Raw genomic sequence first — 18,034 nt, forward strand, 5'->3', positions numbered from 1 at the left:
TTGTTTGGTTTTCAAAGAACATTTTTGTTTGTGTCGCTCGTTTTGGCGACTTTATTAATTTACCATGTTACAACTTGAAAGTCAACAACTTTTTTCGTTGTTTTTTCAGTTGTGTGCGTCACCTCGTCGGCGACAAGTAATACTATATCACGGCTTTCTAATTAACGTCAACACTATTTCGAAACTTTTTTAAAGTTTTTCATATTGCGCCTTTGTTAACAGCTGACGAATGTTCCCATTATACCACGTTAACCCGCTAGTTACTTCGTTTTCTACGACAAAACTTCATACAATCACTCGGAGCAGCAAACCGCGTATAAACATTAAATAAGCATTGATATTGTTCACTAAGAATGGCTTTTACGTCCGCATTAACACTTTCATCTTGTAGATCATACAATAAACTTTCTAACTCTTGTTTTAATACATACTCCACTTCTTTCGCTTCGTGTAAAGATAGCATCACTGCTAACATTGACCTTAACCCTCCTGTCATTCCTTAACGCGTGTTCAGTCTTTCCATTTTTTTCAGATTATATGTATGGTCGGTCTATCTTGTCCCTTTTGGACATACACTTTTTTAGAGAGAATGATAAAAAAGTAAATGAGGAGGGATGGGCATGAGGTTTGTCATTGTAAATGGAAAGAAAGCTAAGCAATATATCATTATTGTCTTTGCAGCCTTTTTTGCAGCCGCGCTCGCTTTTTTTGGACAAGAGCAATTAGCCGTATTCTCAACAAAGGATGGGCCACGCGCTATTTATCGTGGAGAAGAAACAGGACAACGCATTGCTTTAACCTTTGACATTAGTTGGGGAGATCATCGCGCACTACCTATATTAGATACGTTAAAGAAAGAAGGCATTAAGAACTGTACGTTTTTCGTATCAGCCGCTTGGGCAGAACGTCATCCTGAAATTGTTGAGCGAATCGTAAAAGATGGGCATGAACTTGAAAGTCTTGGTTATCAATTTAAAGATTATACTGGTTTTGAGGATCAGCAAATTCGGCGAGATATCTTAACCGCTCAAGAAAAAATTAAAAAGGTGTCCGGAAAAACAACGTCCCTTCTCCGCCCACCGAACGGAAGTTTTGACCAACGAGTCTTAAATGTGTCTGAGAAACTAAAGCATTCCATCGTTCATTGGAGTGTTGATACAAAGGATTGGCGCAACCCTGGTGTTAATCAAATCGTTAAAAATGCAACAAAAAAGGTGAAATCGGGCGATATTTTATTATTACATGCGTCTGATTCCGCTAAACAAACGGAACAAGCATTACCTGAAATCATCGGAAAACTAAAATCCAATGGCTATTCCTTTGTTAGCGTTGAAGAAATGATTGCGAATACAAAAGCGCATAGCGAAGAAGTTCGTTAAACATAAGAGAGCCTCCACTATATATGGAGGCTCTCTTATTTCTTTTCACATCTCTTCTATCTACACTTTTTCTCCATCTTTTACGCTTGTTTTTGTTTTGGTACTGTTTTTTCAGTTGTGCGTTGATTTTTTCGTATCAACCGGTGCAACATTAAAATTTGGTATACATTACACGTACCAAGGGTAGCTATTCCCATCCATAGGGCACTGCCTGCATTTGTTTTTAATACAGGAACCCATTCTACGGACGTAACGACAATCACAAAAAACAAGGTAGGCACAAAGGCGCCTTTATTCGTTTGTACACGTTTCACGTAGGCGACCACTAACCCGAGAACGAACATACCTACCGGAACAAGAATATATGAAAGCATACTTTGTCCTTCTTTATAAAAAGCAGTATAGCGCAAATAAAATAAATCAAACAACGTAACACTAATAAGGACAATTTGGACACCATTCCAAAGGCTATGTGATTTAAAAACCCCTAAACCGAAACGATGGACTGTTAAGTACGCAAAAAAGCCCATTTGACTAAAGACACTAAAGAGCGCACCGAAGCCCGCTAACCCAAGCAAATAAAGAAAGAACTCTTTCACACTTCCGTTTGTTGGAAATTGCGTTAGTAAGCCTGCCACAAAGGCACAGCCAATTCCTAAAAGCAATGTGCTAACAAATAAAAAGACCCAATTTCGTGACTTCACATGTCTGCCTCCTATCCTTATGTAACCGTTATCGATTGTACCAATCTATACCAAAAAAATCCACTCTGTTTCCTATTTTTTCAACGGTTAAATCTTCTGTTCCGTATCACACTATAGGTAAGAAACACAAAGAAAGGAGAAGGAGCAGACGTGAAAAAAATACTTACAGCCGCCTGTTTATTCTGTTTTCTTCTTTTCACACTAGGCGGGTGTGCAGAGAAGGAAGCACAAGGGAATTCCTCACCAAACATGGATTATGATGCAACAAAGAAAATGCTCATCGATATTTTAAAAACTGATGATGGTAAAAAAGCAATGTCGGACGTTTTAACCGATCAGTCGATGAAAAAGCACTTATTGTTCGATCAAGAAATGATTAAACAAACGATTGAAAAAGAGCTTCTTTCTAAAAAAGGGGAGAAGTTTTGGGAAGAATCCTTTAAAGATCCGAAATTTGCTGCAACGTATGCAAAAAGCATGAAAAAAGAACACGAAAAGCTCATGAAGGATTTAATGAAAGATCCAGCTTATCAAGCGGAAGTCATGAAAATTTTAAAGAGCCCTGAGATCGGAAAGAAGCTTCTTGAAGTAGCAAATAGTCCTGAATATCGAAAAGAAGTAAAGAAAATTATGATGGAAACCTTCCAAAGTCCTCTTGTTAAAGCCCAAGTTGCTGAAATGTTAAAGAAAGCAGCTCATGAGGAAATTGATCAGTCGATGAAAAAAGGTGGCGCTAAAGGTGGCACACAAGATAAAGGCGAAAAGAAATCTTAACGAAGTAAAAAGAAGCCAAACATATACGCTGTTTGGCTTCTTTTTCGTTTATAGCTGTTTAATGACCTTTTGGGCAATATCTTCATAGATACGGCCAAGCTTATGATCGCGCGCATAGACACTTGGCGCAAAGTCTTCTTCATCAAAGTCAGGTTGTCCGAGTGGAAGCTGACCGAGCATCGGCACGCTTAACTCATCACACAACCGCTCGCCGCCACCTTTACCAAAAACATATTCCTTCTCACCTGTTACTTTGCTTTCAAAATACGCCATATTTTCAATCACGCCAAGAATTTCATGATCTGTCTTCAATGCCATTGTCCCTGCACGTGCTGCTACAAATGCTGCTGTCGCATGTGGCGTAGTCACAATAATTTCTTTACACTTAGGAAGCATTTTATGAACATCAAGCGCTACGTCTCCTGTGCCTGGTGGCAAATCGAGAAGCACATAGTCTAAATCTCCCCATGCTACTTCACTAAAGAAGTTATTTAGCATTTTTCCAAGCATCGGCCCACGCCAAATAACTGGTGCATTATCTTCTACAAAAAAGGCCATTGATATGACTTTTACACCGAAACGATCGACAGGGTGAATGCTTTCGCCTACCACTTGTGGTCGTTCCGTAATTCCCATCATATCAGGGATACTAAATCCATATATATCTGCATCAACAAGACCAACTTTTTTACCAAGTCGCGCAAGCGCTACAGCTAAGTTAACAGAAACCGTTGATTTCCCCACGCCACCTTTACCACTAGCAATAGCAATAAATTGTGTTTTACTTTCTGGTGACAGTAAGCCTGGTGCTGCACTTGGAGCCGAAGTAGCCTCTTTACGTTCTTCAAAACGTAATCCGACCGATTCTACTCCTTCACTTTTTAATGCGGCAACAACCTCTTGTTGAAGCATCATTTGTTCTGGTGTACCTGTTTGTGGCAACGCGATCTTTAGGCTTACATAGCCTTCTTTTAATTTAATTTCCTGAATCGCACCTGATTCGGCAAGGCTTTTATGTAAAAAAGGATCTTGTATTTTTGCTAAAAGCTCCATTACTTTTTCTTCTGTCATGATGGCACGTCCCTTCATATGTATTCGATTTCATACATAGTATAGCATAGTTCTTCCCATCTACAGGTAAAAGACGCGGTTCATTGTCCCGCGCCATCTTTTGGTACTTTTTCATTTGTATAGTAACGTAAAATGCCCTGATAAATGGAGGCGGATATTTTCATTTGATACGTCTTCGTCTTTAACAATTCACGTTCTGAAGGGTTTGATAAAAATCCTACTTCAACGAGTGTGCCTGGCAGCTTACTCGTTCGTAATAAATAAATTCCATCAATTGATTTAGCCACTCGATTCGTGTTTTCTAAATTTCGTTTAAGCTCAGCTTGGATAAATTTAGACGCCGTGGCTCCTTGCTTGTCGCTCGGATGAAAGAATACTTGCGCTCCTCGCCATTGTGAAGCAGGCAGAGCATTTAAATGAACACTCACATATAAGTCCCCGTGAGAACCATTTATAATCTCTTTACGCTTACGTAAATCCTGCATCTTCCGCTTCCGCACTTTTTCCACACTAGGATCTCCAAGATCCTTGTCCCGCTCTCGGGTCATAATAACAAGCGCACCCGCTTCTTGGAGATAATCCCTAAGCTTTAAAGATATATCAAGGGTAATATCTTTTTCTAACACGCCACCCTTACCAACGGCACCGCCATCCATCCCTCCATGACCAGGATCTAAAATAATGACTTTCCCCGACAGCGGTAGGTTCCATGTTTTTATTACATGTTGCTCTGTAAATTGATAACTGAATAAAAATAGCAATAAAACAAATCCACTAACAAAGGCAAGTTGCTTTCCCCGTCTTCTCATCAAGCCCCTCCACATAACAGACCTATACGTCATATATATAAGGAGAGGGACAAGATTATACCTTAATGCAAGCGCATTTTATACCTTTTTTCACCATTACGATACCCTTCTTGCCACCAACGCTCAACATAAAATTGGCAGCATTGCTGTAATGACTCCATCATCGGTTCTGTTCCCCAGCACCAGAACTGCCAATAATCAAATAAACTTTCAACGAGTTCATTTTCTTGCACAGAGCTACGGTTTCTGATGTCGTTAAGCGTTTCCCCATGATAAGCAAATCGACTGTACGCAGCTCCTAACAAATACGCATCAATCGCGATATCAATACAAGCATCTTCAATTTCTTGCTGATACAGTAATGAATACTCAAAAAACGGTCGGAAAATTTGCTGAAATTCTTTGCGTAATTGCCCTAATGAAAGGTCACGCAACACCTTTCGTTCATAATCCATTTTCTTCGAACGTTGCTTCTCCCTAAAATTTGTGATCACAATCGCCATGATTAATCCTCTTCCCGCGCTTTTTTGCGCTAATCACTTCTCTCTATCGTGAATTCACCATACTTACATGTTCTGCAATATTCCACATCCTCATCCTTCATAAATGATGGGAAAAAAATAGTGGCAAATTTAGGATAAGTTGATATAATAGTGATATCACTTTGATATGTAAAAAGGGAAGGATGATCGTAACATGACAGAAAGACAAGCATGGAAAACGAATGGCTTTGTTGGCTTGCTATTAGTTCTCATTAGCTTAGGTATTGCATTTGCATTCTTTTGGCCAGGATATCAAGGACAGCAGCCACTATACTTTATTGGCACCGGCTTATTTGGTATCATCGCTATAGTAACCTTAACCGGCATTGCGGTTGTCGAACCAAATCAAGCCAAAGTGCTAACATTTTTAGGTACGTATGTTGGCACGCTAAAGGAACAAGGCTTCTGGTTTACCATTCCGTTTTCTGTACGCAATAACGTATCGCTTCGAGTGATTAACTTTAACTCTGATCGCTTAAAAGTAAATGACTATGATGGAAATCCGATTGAAATTGCAGCTGTCGTTGTCTATCGCGTCACAGATGCTTCAAAGGCTATTTTCGATGTTCAAAATTACGAACGCTTCGTTGCGCTGCAAAGCGAAACCGGCTTGCGTCACATTGCAAGCAAATACTCCTATGACAATCATGATGATGAATCTCATTTGTCACTTCGGAAAAACTCTGAAGAAATTGCCGGAATTCTTGCAAATGATCTACAAGATCGATTAACAGTCGCTGGCGTTGTCGTCACAGAAGCACGCATTATGCACTTAGCGTACTCTTCAGAAATTGCAGCTGCGATGTTGCAGCGTCAACAGGCTCAAGCCGTTCTTTCTGCTAGAAAAGTAATTGTAGACGGCGCCGTTGGACTTGTTAAAGCAGCCATTGAACAATTGGATGAAACGAATGTCGTCGAGTTAGATGAGGAAAAGAAAGCGTCCATGGTGAACAACCTCTTAGTGTCACTCGTCTCGGAAAAAGGAAACCAACCGATTATTAATGCCGGCAGCATCCATTAAAGGTGTGATTGTATGGCCAAACGAAAAGCCTATCCGCTACGACTTGATCCTCAGTTGTACGCGGCTATTGAAAAATGGGCGGATGATGAATTAAGAAGTGTAAATGCTCAAATTGAAATGCTTCTAAAGGAAGCTGCCAAAAAAGCAAAACGCTACCCGCCAAAAGTGAAAAAAGAAACGTAAATAAAAACTGCCTGTTATCATTAACGGCAGTTTTTCTTTTACTCTTTATCGATGGGTGACTGAATGCCATCATTGTAACAATCAAAATAGAGCTGCCCTTTCGTTCCTTTCACGGCATAATATATATCCTCGAGCGAAAGCTTTCGGTTACGTAGTTCCTTGTGTAACCATTCTTCTGTTAAATCGTTATGTGCTAAATTTTGTTTCAGTATTTGTTTTTCAATAATGAGTTCAACAGGAAAAACCGTTGTAGCTGGCTTAAACGTTGGCAAATCTTTGCGGCGAGCCATTCGAAATTCATACTTTTTCCGAACAGATAGCTGTCCATTTGATTCTAAAATCGCATACTGAACATGATCCACATTGAAGATTCCCTTTTGACGCAACATTTGATTTAAATTATCAATATCAAATTTCGCTTTTTTCATATTCGTTTCTAAAATTTTTCCATCCTCAATGACGACGGTCGGTTCTCCTGAAATCCACCTTCGTGCTCTTCGACTTTTTAACGTTAACCACAATGTGAAAATAGCAGTAAAGAAGAACACACCCATCGCTGTCACAGTATGCATCGCACCAACATCTAAGTTAAACGCAAGGTTTCCTGTAATGGAACCAAGCGTTGCTGCGGCTATAAAATGGTTTAACGTGAGAAATGATAGCATTTGCTTGCCAAGCATGCGAGCAATTATCATAAACAATAGAAAAGCAAGCAATGAACGCCAGATAATTGATAAATGCTCCTCCATATACATCACACTCCTTTTGGTAGTGTCAGTCGGAGGATGAGACATTATACGCGTAACAATGCTAGACACTAAAAAAAGACCCCCAAGCAAATGCTTGAGAGTCTTTTGAAACGTATTGATTAACGTTTTGAGAACTGTGGTGCACGACGAGCGCCTTTAAGACCGTATTTCTTACGTTCTTTCATACGAGCGTCACGAGTTAAGAAACCAGCAGCTTTAAGGTTGCCGCGGAATTCTGGATCAGCTTGTAGAAGAGCGCGAGAAATTCCGTGACGGATCGCTCCTGCTTGTCCTGTGTAGCCTCCACCTTGTACGTTTACAAGAACATCGTAGTTACCTTCTGTTCCAGTTTCGTTAAGTGGTTGTCTTACGATAAGTTTAAGAGTATCTAAACCGAAATATTCGTCAATGCTGCGACCGTTGATAACGATACGGCCATCACCAGGAACTAAACGTACGCGAGCAACGGAGTGCTTACGACGCCCAGTACCGTAATATTGTACTTGTGCCACGTGAATACCTCCCTTTTATTATCCGCGTAATTCGTATTTTTCTGGCTTTTGTGCTTGATGTTGGTGCTCAGCTCCAGCGTATACGTGAAGCTTTTTAATCATTTGACGGCCAAGGCTGTTCTTTGGAAGCATACCTTTGATCGCTAGTTCAAGCATTTGCTCAGAACGAGTTGTACGCATTTCTAATGCAGTTCTTGTGCGAAGTCCACCTGGGTGACCAGTGTGACGGTAGTAAATCTTGTCACTTAGTTTTTTACCTGTAAGGTGAATTTTCTCAGCGTTGATTAGGATTACATGATCCCCAGTGTCAACGTGTGGTGTAAAAGTTGGTTTGTGTTTTCCGCGAAGGATTGCTGCAACTTCACTTGCAAGGCGACCTAAAGTCTTACCTTCAGCGTCGATCAACAACCATTTACGTTCTACTTCAGAAGCTTTCGCCATGAATGTCGTACGCATGAATTTTCCCTCCTGTATCTTCGTTCGCTCAATCGCTTAATTTTTTTATAAATGCTGCTTAAATGCTGATCAAGACTGATCATTTAAACATTTTTGAATCACTTAACATTTCGTCCGACCATCTTCCGGGGCAGGGAGATAATCTTAGAAATACCAAAGAATATCTTATAACAGATAAACAACGATGTCAAGTGTGTCACGAAATTTCCGTGGGTATTTTTTGGAATTTTAATACTGGACTTCGTATAAGTATAGCCCATGTGCCGGCGCTGTTTTTCCTGCTGCCTCTCGATTTTTTGCTAACAACATTTCGTCAATCGCAGCAGGCGATATTCGCCCTTGGCCTACATCTAACAAGGTACCCGTCATAATACGAACCATATTGTATAAAAAACCGCTACCTGTTACTTTGAAAATCAGTTCTTGCCCCCGCTCCTGTACCTCATAAGAATAAATTGTACGCACTTTATCTTCTACGGTAGAACGCGCAGAGGAAAAGGAAGTGAAGTCATGGGTACCACAAAGGCGTTCCATCGCTTCTCTCATTGGAGCCAGTGCGAGTGGGTATGGAAAGTGATAGGCAAAATGACGATTGAATACGTTGGGCTCACTGCCTATATGAAGATGATAATGATACGTTTTCTTAACTGCACCATATCGTGCATGAAAATCATCGTTCACCCGCTCAACCTTCTCAATATGAATATCATGTGGGAGCATGGCATTCAGTGCCTTTTTCCACGCCTCACTTGCGAGTGTTAGCGCGCTATCCCAATGAATGACTTGACCGATTGCATGAACGCCAGCATCCGTTCGCCCCGATGCTGCAATGCGAACAGCTAAGCCTTTATGCATCTTTTTTAGCACCGTTTCAATTTCTTGCTGAACAGTCCGGCCACTTGCTTGTACTTGATAGCCGAGAAAGTTCGTTCCATCATAGCTTACGATTGCTTTCCAGCGTGACATAAAAGACTCCTTCTCTTAATGGGTTCGAAGCACGTATAATCCTACCGCGAGCACAACCAATACGAAAAGAGCGATCGTGTCTTTTCCTGTCCATTTCAATACGCGAAGCCGCGTACGTCCTTCCCCGCCACGATAGCCGCGCGCTTCCATAGCAAGTGCCAAGTCTTCCGCTCGTTTAAACGAAGAGATAAACAACGGAATAAGCAATGGGACAAATGCTTTTAATCGCTGCAGGATAGGGCCTGTTGTAAACTCTGCACCACGTGCCATTTGTGCCTTCATAATCTTCTCTGTTTCTTGTAATAACGTTGGGATAAAACGTAACGCGATGGACATCATGAGCGCAAACTCATGAACAGGCAGTTTGATTTTTTTCAATGGCCCTAGAAGACTTTCTAGACCATCTGTAATATCAAGCGGCTTTGTCGTTAACGTTAAGAGGGACGTTACCATCACTAAATAAAGTAACCGTAATGAAATAAAAATCCCTTGTCGTAAACCACCATCATATAGTTTAAACCACCGAAGATCATAAAGAACCGCGCCTTCACGCGTTAATAACACTTGAAGAATAAACGTAAACAGTACGATTAAAATGACGGGCTTCATTCCTTTGTAAATATAACGAAGCGATACGCGTGAGAGCGCAATCGTAAAAAGGGCAAAAACACCAACGATTGCATACGTCAGCCAATTGTTCGCTAAAAACACAACGATAATGTACAGAAAAATGGCGCTTAATTTTGCTCGTGGATCCATCCGATGCAGCACTGATTGCCCAGGGAGGTATTGCCCGATAATAATATTATCTAGCATGTTCATCCCCCTTTTCTCCAAAGGACTGAGCAATGACACGTGCCGTATCCTCGATGGTAAAGGAAGAGAGTGTTAATGCTTGTTTACTACGTTGTTGCCATTCTAATAAAAACTGAAGCGTCTCTGGAACGTCTAGACTGGCCCTCTGAAGCATTTCTCGTTCCCGGAATACTTCTGATGGGGTTCCTTCTAAATAAACGCGTCCTTGCTCCATAACGACGATACGATCAGCATAATGTGCCGCATCCTCCATCGAATGGGTAACGAGTATGGTCGTTAATCCCTTTTCCTTATGCAAACGATAAAACAAGTCCATTATTTCTCTGCGGCCTTTCGGATCTAATCCTGCCGTCGGTTCGTCTAAGACGAGTACCTCTGGTTCCATGGCTAACACACCAGCTATTGCTACCCGGCGCATTTGTCCACCGCTTAGGTCAAAGGGAGACTTCGTTAGCACTTCTGCTGGCAACCCAACAAGTTCAATCATTGCATGCGCTCTTTGGCGTGCCTGCTCTTCACTCACTCCGAAGTTCATCGGACCAAACATGACATCCTTCTCAACCGTCTCATCAAACAATTGATGTTCAGGGTATTGAAAAACAATCCCCACGCGACGGCGGAGTTCCTTTAACGGTTGTTTTTTCCCCTGAGCACTAAGCGTCAAGTTCCCGACTTGCATCGTTCCTTCTGAAGGTTTTAAGAGCCCGTTCAAATGCTGGATTAAGGTTGATTTTCCAGAACCGGTATGACCGATAATAGCAAGAAAGGAGCCAGAAGTAATTGAAAGGTGAATATCATCCAAGGCGAGGCGTTCAAATGGTGTTTTCGGTTTATATCGATGAGTTAACCCTGTGAGTGTAATGTCCATAACGCGTCCACCAATTCTTCTTGTGTAATATATTGCTCCTTAAGCGGCACACCCTGTTCTTTAAGAGCGAGTCCGAGCTTTAGCGAAAAAGGTAAGTCGAGACCAGCTTCTAATAAAAGCTGCTCATTTTGAAAAACCTCACGTGGTGTGCCTTGTGACTTCGCCTCACCTTGCATCATCACAATGACACGATCTGCCTTAGCTGCTTCCTCTAGGTCATGTGTAATTGAAATGACGGTAATGCCTTCTTTTTCATTCAGCTCTTTTACCGTCTCTATTACTTCTTTTCTACCCATAGGATCAAGCATAGACGTTGCCTCATCTAAAATAATGATGGAAGGTTTTTGAGCGATAATGCCAGCAATCGCCACCCGTTGCTTTTGTCCTCCGGAAAGATGGTGGGGCTCCGCATCGATAAAGGCCGACATATTTACACGGCGCACGCTATCTTCAATTCGCTGAATCATTTCATCACGAGGGACGCCAAAGTTTTCTAAACCAAAAGCAACATCATCTCGTACACTCGTTCCAACAAATTGATTATCAGGATTTTGAAATACAATCCCAACACGACGGCGTACGTCCCATAATTCGTCTTCTTTCGCTGTGGAATAACCTTCTACGCTAATCTCACCTGCTGTTGGCAATAATAAACCATTTAACAGTTTCGTTAACGTGGATTTTCCCGATCCATTATGACCGACAATGGCTAACCATTCTCCTTTGTACACCGAAAGTGACAAGTTACGAAGCGCTTCTTTATCTTCATTCGGGTACTGGAAGGATACGTCTCTAACGGTGATCAATTCCTTCACTCTTTACTCCTCCTAGGCTCGGCTCATTTCATTCTATAGGTATAAAAAAAGGGCAAGAAACGATCATTACGACCCTGTCCCGCCCTTTATTCTGTATTAAACTAGCTCGATGATGACCATTGGTGCACCGTCACCACGGCGAGGACCGATCTTAGCGATACGAGTGTATCCGCCATTACGCTCAGCGTAACGTGGTCCAAGGTCACTAAATAGCTTTTGAAGTGCCTTTTGTCCAGTTTCTTCGTTAGCAACTTCATTACGAACGAAGCTAGCTGCTTGACGACGAGCGTGAAGATCTCCACGCTTACCAAGCGTGATCATCTTTTCAACGAATTTACGTACTTCTTTCGCACGCGCTTCAGTTGTTTCGATACGATCGTTGATGATTAAGTCTGTCGCTAAGTCACGCAACATTGCGCGGCGAACAGCAGAAACACGACCTAACTTTTGGTATGCCATGTCTATTTCCCTCCTTCAATGCCTCTTGTAAAACAGGCGAAAAAACGCCCATTAATAAGTTTCTAGACTGTTAATTAATCTTCGGCACGTAAGGAAAGCCCGAGCTCATCTAGCTTCTCTTGAACTTCTTCAAGAGATTTCTTTCCGAGGTTACGAACTTTCATCATGTCTTCTTCCGATTTATTAGCCAGCTCTTGAACTGTGTTAATTCCAGCACGCTTAAGGCAGTTGTAAGAACGCACAGAAAGATCAAGTTCTTCGATCGTCATCTCAAGAACTTTTTCCTTTTGATCTTCTTCTTTTTCAACCATAATCTCTGCTTTTTGCGCTTGATCTGTAAGGCCGACAAATATATTTAAATGTTCGGTGATGATCTTCGCTCCAAGAGAAACCGCCTCTTCCGGACGAATGCTTCCGTCAGTCCAGATGTCGAATGTAAGTTTGTCATAGTTCGTTACTTGACCGACACGAGTATTTTCAACTTGATAGTTTACACGAGAAATAGGCGTGTAAATAGAATCAACCGGAATAACTCCGATCGGTTGATCTTCTGATTTGTTTCCTTCTGCTTGGACGTAGCCGCGTCCGCGCTTAGCAGTTAACTTCATTTGGAAATGAGCACCTTCTGCTAGCGTAGCAATATGAAGATCAGGATTCAGAATTTCAACATCACTATCATGTGTAATGTCTCCGGCAGTAACGACTCCTTCACCCTGTACATCGATTTCGAGGGTTTTTTCCTCGTCAGAATAAATTTTCATTGCAAGTTTTTTCAAGTTCAAGATGATCGTTGTAACGTCCTCAACAACACCTTCAACTGTAGAAAATTCATGCAATACGCCATTAATCTGAATCGAAGTAACAGCGGCACCAGGCAATGATGATAATAGGATACGACGTAAGGAGTTGCCCAATGTAGTACCATATCCACGCTCAAGTGGTTCAACAACAAACTTTCCATATGTGGCATCGTCGCTGATTTCAACCGTTTCAATTCTTGGCTTTTCGATTTCGATCATTCAACTAAACCCTCCTTCAAACGTCGAACCTCGACTGGATCATCCAGTCGAAATTCCCCAATGGATTACCGACTAAAACAACTTGTTAGTGTTCTTCGCCAAAACATATATTATTCATAACCATTATAGACAGGTTATGAACAACTTATACCGCGAGTAAAAAACAAGTTACACGCGGCGACGTTTTGGAGGACGGCATCCGTTATGAGGAACAGGTGTAACATCGCGAATCGCTGTTACTTCTAGACCTACAGATTGAAGGGCACGAATTGCAGCTTCACGTCCAGCACCAGGGCCTTTAACAGAAACCTCAAGAGTTTTCATGCCGTGTTCCATTGCAGTTTTACCAGCAGTTTCAGCTGCCATTTGCGCTGCGAATGGAGTAGATTTACGAGAGCCTTTGAAGCCCATGTGACCAGAAGTGGCCCAAGAGATCGCGTTCCCGTGAGTGTCAGTGATTGTAATGATTGTGTTGTTAAATGTAGAACGGATATGTGCAATACCAGTTTCAACATTCTTTTTTACACGACGTTTGCGTGTATTTGTTTTACGTTGTTGCTTCGCCATTAGAGATTACCTCCTTTGCTTATTTTTTCTTATTCGCTACAGTACGACGAGGTCCTTTACGAGTACGAGAGTTGTTCTTCGTATTTTGACCACGAACTGGTAAGCCACGACGGTGACGGATCCCACGGAAACTTCCGATTTCGATTAAACGTTTGATGTTAAGAGACACTTCACGACGAAGGTCACCTTCTACTTTAATCTTGTCGACAGCTTCACGGATTTTGTTCAACTCGTCTTCTGTAAGATCACGCACACGAGTTTCTTCGGATACACCAGCTTCTGCAAGAACTTGTTGAGCTCTAGTTTTACCGATTCCAAAAATATACGTTAATGAAATGACAATACGCTTATCGCGTGGAATGTCTACTCCTGCAATACGTGCCATAGTTTAGCACCTCCTTGGATTAACCTTGTTTTTGCTTATGCTTAGGGTTTTCGCAGATCACCATTACAGTACCTCTACGACGGATTACTTTACATTTTTCACAAATGGGTTTGACTGATGGTCTAACCTTCATCTTTTAAACCTCCTTATGTCACGGAGTACGATTTTTATTTAAAGCGATATGTTATACGACCACGTGATAAGTCATATGGAGACAATTCAACGGTTACCTTGTCTCCTGGTAAGATACGAATGTAGTGCATACGGATTTTACCGGAAACGTGCGCCAGAATTTTATGTCCATTTTCAAGCTCCACTCGGAACATGGCGTTTGGAAGTGGTTCGATTACCGTACCTTCCACTTCAATTACATCGTCTTTAGCCATCGATATGGTCTCCCTTCTTCAGAGCAATGACTTTCTCGTCGGAAAACTTCGCTACTGCGTACCGTAGTTTGCCATTAGTTACACGGCCTGTTTCAAGAATACTTCTTGCCACTTCCGGAGAGATATGATCTAACAACTCTAGATGCAATAGGTTTTTACGTTTGGCGCGATCATACGTGTACTTACTACCATCGGCAATCAACACATACCGGTCATTCGGGATTGAAACAATTACCGCATAGCAGCCTTGTTCTTTTCCTTTTGTGACAGTGACCATCTGTCCTATGTGAGGAACAGAATGGGAATCGCTACCCATTATATCACCTTCGACTAGATTTTTGTTAAAATTTCATAGCCATTCTCCGTAATAGCCACAGTATGTTCAAAATGAGCACACCATTTGCCATCCGTTGTGACAACCGTCCAGTTATCGGATAATGTTCGAACGTAACGAGAGCCCGCGTTGATCATTGGCTCAATTGCCAAGACCATTCCTTTTTTTAAAACCGGCCCTTTACCAGGTGGTCCATAATGAGGAATTTGCGGAGCTTCATGAAGCTCCTGGCCAACACCATGACCCACGTATTCACGTACGACAGAAAACCCTTCGGCCTCTGCATACACTTGAATCTCATGAGAAATGTCGGAAAGTCTAACACCAGCTTTTGCTTTTTCCAACCCTTTAAAAAGAGATTGTTCCGTTACATCAAGAAGTCGCTGAGCTTCATCAGAAATCTCACCAACTCCATACGTCCAGGCAGAGTCACCGTGATAGCCTTTGTATTTCGCCCCAATATCTATTGAGATAATGTCGCCATGGTTCAATACTCGACTGCCAGGTATTCCATGTACAAGCTCTTCATTAACAGAAGTACAAATACTTCCGGAAAAACCGTTATAGTTTTTAAATGAAGGTGTTGCACCTTGTGAACGGATGAACTTTTCCGCAATGCGGTCTAGTTTTTTCGTTGTTATACCAGGTTTAATGTGTTTCTGTAACTCTTGGTGAGTTAGGGCAACAATTCTCCCTGCTTCCCGCATGATTTCAATCTCGCGCGGCGTTTTGCAGATGATCATTTCGCCAATCCCCCAATGAGTGAATTTATATCCGAGAATACATTGTTGATTTCTTGATTGCCATCAATTGATTTCAAATAACCTTTTTCTTCATAGAAATCAAGCAACGGTTTGGATTGTTCAATGTTAACTTCCAAACGCGTTCGAACCGTTTCTTCGTTGTCATCTTTACGTTGAATCAACTCGGCGCAATCTTTGTCACATTTCCCTTCCACTTTAGGTGGGTTGAAAATGACGTGATACGTAGTACCACACTCTGGACAAATACGACGTCCTGTCAATCGATCCATTAACTTTTCTGTAGCAACAGAAACATTTAATACATAATCGATTGGGCGATTCAATTCGTCAAGAATTGCTTCAAGCGCTTCTGCTTGAGCGACCGTACGAGGAAAACCGTCCAGCAAGAATCCTTTCTCGCAGTCGTCTTTAGCAAGTCGTTCACGGACAATTCCGATCGTTACTTCATCTGGAACGAGGTTACCAGAATCCATATAGGACTTTGCTTCTAGACCAAGAGGTGTTCCCTCTTTAATGGCTGCTCGAAACATATCTCCTGTAGAAATATGTGGAATTCCATACTGCTCGACAATTTTTTCTGCCTGTGTCCCTTTGCCGGCACCAGGCAATCCCATTAATACAAGATACATCTAATCCCTCCATATGCCACTAATCTTAGCTAGACACGAGTGAAGGGCGGGGAAGAAACGTCTTCCCTTTCCTCTACTTAATAAAGCCTTTGTAGTGTCGTCTAATTAACTGACTCTCAATTTGCTTCATAGTGTCTAAAGCCACACCTACAACAATCAGCAAGCTCGTTCCTCCAATTTGAATGGATGGTGGAAGCGTAAGCCCTGGAATTGATGTAAATAAAACCGGGAGAATAGCGATCAACGCAAGGAATAGAGATCCTACAAAAGTTAACCGATATAGAATTTTCGTAATATGCTTCTCAGTGTCTTTCCCTGGACGAACCGTTGGGATGTAGCCACCTTGTTTTCTTAAGTTATCCGCCATTTGTTCAGGGTTAACTTGAATAAACGTGTAGAAGTATGAAAATCCAATAATTAAAAGCGCATATATAATCATTCCGACTGGCTGGGTGTAGTCAAACGTATTGACAATCCATTTTGTCACACTGTTTTGCTCAAAAAAGTTTGCTACTGTGCGCGGTGTTACGAGTAGGGAAATCGCAAAGATAACCGGAATAACACCCGCAGCATTTACTTTAATCGGCAAATGTGTTGATTGACCGCCAACAGGCTTATTTCCAACGACTCGTTTTGCATACTGAATCGGGATCTTGCGCAAACCTTGTTGAATATAGATAACGCCGACAACAATTAATATAATAGCGACCAATAACACTAGTACCGTTACGATCGGTAAGAATAACTGATCGTTTGCGCCACTAAATTGCGCTTGATATATCTGTGTAACTGCTGTAGGAATAGCTGCGACAATCCCCGCGAAAATGATAACGGAAATACCATTTCCGATTCCCTTAAGGGTAATCTGCTCACCTAGCCACATCAAGAAAGCCGTTCCTGCTGTTAGAACTGTTGCAATAAACAAGTACGTTGACCAACTAGGATCTGAAATCAAACCAGGAAACAATTTGTTGAAGCCAATTGACATACCAACAGCTTGTATAAAGCCTAGAACGATTGTACCGTACCGTGTGAACTGAGCCAATTTTTTTCGGCCCACTTCACCTTGCTTACTCCACTCAGTAAACTTTGGAACTACATCCATTTGAAGCAGCTGAACAATGATTGATGCTGTAATGTATGGCATAATACCCATTGCAAAGATGGAGAAGTTTTTTAATGCTCCACCACCGAACGTGTTTAAGAACCCAAAAATACTAGCATTGTTTCCACTGGAAAACTCTAGAACATCTCGATTCACACCAGGAACCGGAATAAAAGTTCCAATCCTGAAAACGATAAGCATCAGGAGCGTGAATAGAATCTTATTTCTTAGATCACTCACACGCATAATGTTGGAGATTGTCCGGAACATTAGATCACCTCAGTTTTTCCGCCGGCTGCTTCAATTGCTTCTTTAGCAGAAGCAGAGAACTTGTGCGCCTTAACTGTAAGCTTAACTCCTAACTTGCCATTTCCTAGAACTTTAATTCCGCTGTTTTCCTTGCTTACTACACCAGTTTCAAGAAGAAGTTCTGGAGTTACCTCTGTACCTTCTTCGAAACGAGCAAGTTTATCAAGGTTTACAATTGCATACTCTTTACGAGTTGGGTTTGTGAATCCACGCTTAGGCAAACGACGTGCAAGCGGGTTCTGACCACCCTCGAATCCCGGACGAACACCTCCGCCGGAACGAGCTTTTTGACCTTTGTGACCACGTCCACTTGTTTTACCGTTACCTGAACCGATACCACGACCAACACGGTTACGTGTAGAACGGGATCCTTCAGCTGGCTTTAACTCATGAAGTTTCATCTGAGCACCTC

General features: G+C 41.8%; 27 protein-coding genes. 4 read left to right on the forward strand and 23 right to left on the reverse strand.

What is annotated here, in order from left to right; all coding sequences use genetic code 11:
* Positions 1–256: 256 nt before the first annotated feature.
* The gene (locus A374_RS17150; RefSeq protein WP_007203506.1) at positions 257–475 is read right to left on the reverse strand and encodes a hypothetical protein; all 219 of its coding nucleotides are present in this window, start codon (positions 473–475) and stop codon (positions 257–259) included.
* Between the two features lie 145 nt (positions 476–620).
* On the opposite strand from A374_RS17150, the gene pdaB reads away from it, so the two are divergent.
* Complete coding sequence (gene pdaB / locus A374_RS17155; protein ID WP_007203507.1) at positions 621–1,379, forward strand: polysaccharide deacetylase family sporulation protein PdaB; 759 nt, start codon at positions 621–623, stop codon at positions 1,377–1,379.
* 80 nt (positions 1,380–1,459) lie between these two features.
* Here the strand turns inward: pdaB and A374_RS17160 are convergent, their stop codons facing one another.
* Entirely contained in the window at positions 1,460–2,083 is a 624-nt protein-coding gene (locus A374_RS17160; protein ID WP_007203508.1) for a KinB-signaling pathway activation protein, read from the reverse strand.
* A gap of 150 nt (positions 2,084–2,233) precedes the next feature.
* Here A374_RS17160 and gerD point away from each other — a divergent pair, with 150 nt between their 5' ends.
* Complete coding sequence (gerD, locus tag A374_RS17165; RefSeq protein ID WP_007203509.1) at positions 2,234–2,857, forward strand: spore germination lipoprotein GerD; 624 nt, start codon at positions 2,234–2,236, stop codon at positions 2,855–2,857.
* 48 nt (positions 2,858–2,905) lie between these two features.
* On the opposite strand, the gene A374_RS17170 is transcribed toward gerD, so the two are convergent.
* From A374_RS17170 to A374_RS17180, 3 genes are all read right to left on the reverse strand, one after another.
* A complete protein-coding gene (locus tag A374_RS17170; RefSeq protein ID WP_040340716.1) occupies positions 2,906–3,931 on the reverse strand; it encodes an Mrp/NBP35 family ATP-binding protein in 1,026 nt (341 codons plus the stop codon).
* Between the two features lie 77 nt (positions 3,932–4,008).
* Positions 4,009–4,737, reverse strand: a complete 729-nt coding sequence (gene cwlD, locus A374_RS17175) for an N-acetylmuramoyl-L-alanine amidase CwlD (protein WP_007203511.1) — start codon at positions 4,735–4,737, stop codon at positions 4,009–4,011.
* A 62-nt stretch (positions 4,738–4,799) separates the two neighbouring features.
* Entirely contained in the window at positions 4,800–5,240 is a 441-nt protein-coding gene (locus A374_RS17180; protein ID WP_007203512.1) for a DUF2521 family protein, read from the reverse strand.
* Positions 5,241–5,433: 193 nt separating this feature from the next.
* On the opposite strand from A374_RS17180, the gene A374_RS17185 reads away from it, so the two are divergent.
* Both A374_RS17185 and A374_RS20945 read left to right on the forward strand, forming a co-directional pair.
* Positions 5,434–6,300: an SPFH domain-containing protein gene (locus tag A374_RS17185; protein WP_007203513.1), complete on the forward strand. Its 867-nt coding sequence runs from the start codon at positions 5,434–5,436 to the stop codon at positions 6,298–6,300.
* A 12-nt stretch (positions 6,301–6,312) separates the two neighbouring features.
* Complete coding sequence (locus A374_RS20945; RefSeq protein ID WP_007203514.1) at positions 6,313–6,483, forward strand: type II toxin-antitoxin system antitoxin; 171 nt, start codon at positions 6,313–6,315, stop codon at positions 6,481–6,483.
* 38 nt (positions 6,484–6,521) lie between these two features.
* On the opposite strand, the gene A374_RS17190 is transcribed toward A374_RS20945, so the two are convergent.
* The 18 genes from A374_RS17190 to rplO all read right to left on the reverse strand — a co-directional run bounded on the left by A374_RS17190 (position 6,522) and on the right by rplO (position 18,023).
* Positions 6,522–7,232, reverse strand: coding sequence for a DUF421 domain-containing protein (locus A374_RS17190; RefSeq protein WP_007203515.1), 711 nt, complete (start codon positions 7,230–7,232; stop codon positions 6,522–6,524).
* A 119-nt stretch (positions 7,233–7,351) separates the two neighbouring features.
* Positions 7,352–7,744 carry a 30S ribosomal protein S9 gene (gene rpsI / locus A374_RS17195; protein WP_007203516.1) on the reverse strand — a complete coding sequence of 131 codons (393 nt, stop codon included), beginning with the start codon at positions 7,742–7,744 and terminating at the stop codon, positions 7,352–7,354.
* A gap of 18 nt (positions 7,745–7,762) precedes the next feature.
* Positions 7,763–8,200, reverse strand: a complete 438-nt coding sequence (rplM, locus tag A374_RS17200; protein ID WP_007203517.1) for a 50S ribosomal protein L13 — start codon at positions 8,198–8,200, stop codon at positions 7,763–7,765.
* A 228-nt stretch (positions 8,201–8,428) separates the two neighbouring features.
* Positions 8,429–9,166 (reverse strand): tRNA pseudouridine(38-40) synthase TruA, encoded by a 738-nt coding sequence (gene truA, locus A374_RS17205; RefSeq protein WP_007203518.1) that lies wholly within the window; start codon positions 9,164–9,166, stop codon positions 8,429–8,431.
* 15 nt (positions 9,167–9,181) lie between these two features.
* Positions 9,182–9,982, reverse strand: coding sequence for an energy-coupling factor transporter transmembrane component T family protein (locus A374_RS17210; protein WP_007203519.1), 801 nt, complete (start codon positions 9,980–9,982; stop codon positions 9,182–9,184).
* A complete protein-coding gene (locus A374_RS17215) occupies positions 9,972–10,850 on the reverse strand; it encodes an energy-coupling factor ABC transporter ATP-binding protein (protein ID WP_007203520.1) in 879 nt (292 codons plus the stop codon). The genes A374_RS17210 and A374_RS17215 overlap by 11 nt, the downstream gene beginning before the upstream one ends.
* The gene (locus tag A374_RS17220) at positions 10,826–11,665 is read right to left on the reverse strand and encodes an energy-coupling factor ABC transporter ATP-binding protein (RefSeq protein WP_007203521.1); all 840 of its coding nucleotides are present in this window, start codon (positions 11,663–11,665) and stop codon (positions 10,826–10,828) included. The genes A374_RS17215 and A374_RS17220 overlap by 25 nt, the downstream gene beginning before the upstream one ends.
* A gap of 96 nt (positions 11,666–11,761) precedes the next feature.
* Complete coding sequence (rplQ, locus tag A374_RS17225; protein ID WP_007203522.1) at positions 11,762–12,124, reverse strand: 50S ribosomal protein L17; 363 nt, start codon at positions 12,122–12,124, stop codon at positions 11,762–11,764.
* A 74-nt stretch (positions 12,125–12,198) separates the two neighbouring features.
* A complete protein-coding gene (locus A374_RS17230; protein WP_007203523.1) occupies positions 12,199–13,143 on the reverse strand; it encodes a DNA-directed RNA polymerase subunit alpha in 945 nt (314 codons plus the stop codon).
* Between the two features lie 168 nt (positions 13,144–13,311).
* Entirely contained in the window at positions 13,312–13,710 is a 399-nt protein-coding gene (gene rpsK, locus A374_RS17235) for a 30S ribosomal protein S11 (RefSeq protein ID WP_007203524.1), read from the reverse strand.
* 19 nt (positions 13,711–13,729) lie between these two features.
* On the reverse strand, positions 13,730–14,095 hold the full coding sequence (rpsM, locus tag A374_RS17240; protein WP_007203525.1) for a 30S ribosomal protein S13: 366 nt from the start codon (positions 14,093–14,095) through the stop codon (positions 13,730–13,732).
* A gap of 19 nt (positions 14,096–14,114) precedes the next feature.
* Positions 14,115–14,228, reverse strand: a complete 114-nt coding sequence (rpmJ, locus tag A374_RS17245; RefSeq protein WP_007203526.1) for a 50S ribosomal protein L36 — start codon at positions 14,226–14,228, stop codon at positions 14,115–14,117.
* 34 nt (positions 14,229–14,262) lie between these two features.
* A complete protein-coding gene (gene infA, locus A374_RS17250) occupies positions 14,263–14,481 on the reverse strand; it encodes a translation initiation factor IF-1 (protein ID WP_007203527.1) in 219 nt (72 codons plus the stop codon).
* Positions 14,474–14,797, reverse strand: a complete 324-nt coding sequence (locus A374_RS17255) for a KOW domain-containing RNA-binding protein (protein ID WP_007203528.1) — start codon at positions 14,795–14,797, stop codon at positions 14,474–14,476. Before A374_RS17255 ends, infA begins: the two co-directional genes overlap by 8 nt.
* 14 nt (positions 14,798–14,811) lie before the next feature.
* Positions 14,812–15,558: a type I methionyl aminopeptidase gene (map, locus tag A374_RS17260; RefSeq protein ID WP_007203529.1), complete on the reverse strand. Its 747-nt coding sequence runs from the start codon at positions 15,556–15,558 to the stop codon at positions 14,812–14,814.
* Positions 15,555–16,208, reverse strand: a complete 654-nt coding sequence (locus A374_RS17265; RefSeq protein ID WP_007203530.1) for an adenylate kinase — start codon at positions 16,206–16,208, stop codon at positions 15,555–15,557. Before A374_RS17265 ends, map begins: the two co-directional genes overlap by 4 nt.
* A 73-nt stretch (positions 16,209–16,281) precedes the next feature.
* A complete protein-coding gene (gene secY / locus A374_RS17270; protein ID WP_007203531.1) occupies positions 16,282–17,583 on the reverse strand; it encodes a preprotein translocase subunit SecY in 1,302 nt (433 codons plus the stop codon).
* Positions 17,583–18,023 carry a 50S ribosomal protein L15 gene (rplO, locus tag A374_RS17275; protein WP_007203532.1) on the reverse strand — a complete coding sequence of 147 codons (441 nt, stop codon included), beginning with the start codon at positions 18,021–18,023 and terminating at the stop codon, positions 17,583–17,585. The genes secY and rplO overlap by 1 nt, the downstream gene beginning before the upstream one ends.
* Positions 18,024–18,034 lie beyond the last annotated feature (11 nt).

This window comes from Fictibacillus macauensis ZFHKF-1, assembly GCF_000269865.1.
GTDB classification, from domain to species: domain Bacteria; phylum Bacillota; class Bacilli; order Bacillales; family Fictibacillaceae; genus Fictibacillus_C; species Fictibacillus_C macauensis.

Bases quoted from the DNA above. Each gene is read 5' to 3' on its own strand.
- A374_RS20945 (WP_007203514.1), top strand. From the start codon at position 6,313: ATGGCCAAACGAAAAGCCTATCCGCTACGACTTGATCCTCAGTTGTAC.
- map (WP_007203529.1), bottom strand. From the start codon at position 15,558: ATGATCATCTGCAAAACGCCGCGCGAGATTGAAATCATGCGGGAAGCA.
- rpsK (WP_007203524.1), bottom strand. From the start codon at position 13,710: ATGGCGAAGCAACAACGTAAAACAAATACACGCAAACGTCGTGTAAAA.
- A374_RS17210 (WP_007203519.1), bottom strand. From the start codon at position 9,982: ATGCTAGATAATATTATTATCGGGCAATACCTCCCTGGGCAATCAGTG.
- rpmJ (WP_007203526.1), bottom strand. From the start codon at position 14,228: ATGAAGGTTAGACCATCAGTCAAACCCATTTGTGAAAAATGTAAAGTA.
- A374_RS17185 (WP_007203513.1), top strand. From the start codon at position 5,434: ATGACAGAAAGACAAGCATGGAAAACGAATGGCTTTGTTGGCTTGCTA.
- A374_RS17190 (WP_007203515.1), bottom strand. From the start codon at position 7,232: ATGGAGGAGCATTTATCAATTATCTGGCGTTCATTGCTTGCTTTTCTA.
- rplQ (WP_007203522.1), bottom strand. From the start codon at position 12,124: ATGGCATACCAAAAGTTAGGTCGTGTTTCTGCTGTTCGCCGCGCAATG.
- A374_RS17215 (WP_007203520.1), bottom strand. From the start codon at position 10,850: ATGGACATTACACTCACAGGGTTAACTCATCGATATAAACCGAAAACA.
- cwlD (WP_007203511.1), bottom strand. From the start codon at position 4,737: ATGAGAAGACGGGGAAAGCAACTTGCCTTTGTTAGTGGATTTGTTTTA.
- A374_RS17180 (WP_007203512.1), bottom strand. From the start codon at position 5,240: ATGGCGATTGTGATCACAAATTTTAGGGAGAAGCAACGTTCGAAGAAA.
- A374_RS17255 (WP_007203528.1), bottom strand. From the start codon at position 14,797: ATGGGTAGCGATTCCCATTCTGTTCCTCACATAGGACAGATGGTCACT.
- infA (WP_007203527.1), bottom strand. From the start codon at position 14,481: ATGGCTAAAGACGATGTAATTGAAGTGGAAGGTACGGTAATCGAACCA.
- A374_RS17150 (WP_007203506.1), bottom strand. From the start codon at position 475: ATGTTAGCAGTGATGCTATCTTTACACGAAGCGAAAGAAGTGGAGTAT.
- rplO (WP_007203532.1), bottom strand. From the start codon at position 18,023: ATGAAACTTCATGAGTTAAAGCCAGCTGAAGGATCCCGTTCTACACGT.
- pdaB (WP_007203507.1), top strand. From the start codon at position 621: ATGAGGTTTGTCATTGTAAATGGAAAGAAAGCTAAGCAATATATCATT.
- A374_RS17230 (WP_007203523.1), bottom strand. From the start codon at position 13,143: ATGATCGAAATCGAAAAGCCAAGAATTGAAACGGTTGAAATCAGCGAC.
- rpsM (WP_007203525.1), bottom strand. From the start codon at position 14,095: ATGGCACGTATTGCAGGAGTAGACATTCCACGCGATAAGCGTATTGTC.
- rplM (WP_007203517.1), bottom strand. From the start codon at position 8,200: ATGCGTACGACATTCATGGCGAAAGCTTCTGAAGTAGAACGTAAATGG.
- A374_RS17265 (WP_007203530.1), bottom strand. From the start codon at position 16,208: ATGTATCTTGTATTAATGGGATTGCCTGGTGCCGGCAAAGGGACACAG.
- secY (WP_007203531.1), bottom strand. From the start codon at position 17,583: ATGTTCCGGACAATCTCCAACATTATGCGTGTGAGTGATCTAAGAAAT.
- truA (WP_007203518.1), bottom strand. From the start codon at position 9,166: ATGTCACGCTGGAAAGCAATCGTAAGCTATGATGGAACGAACTTTCTC.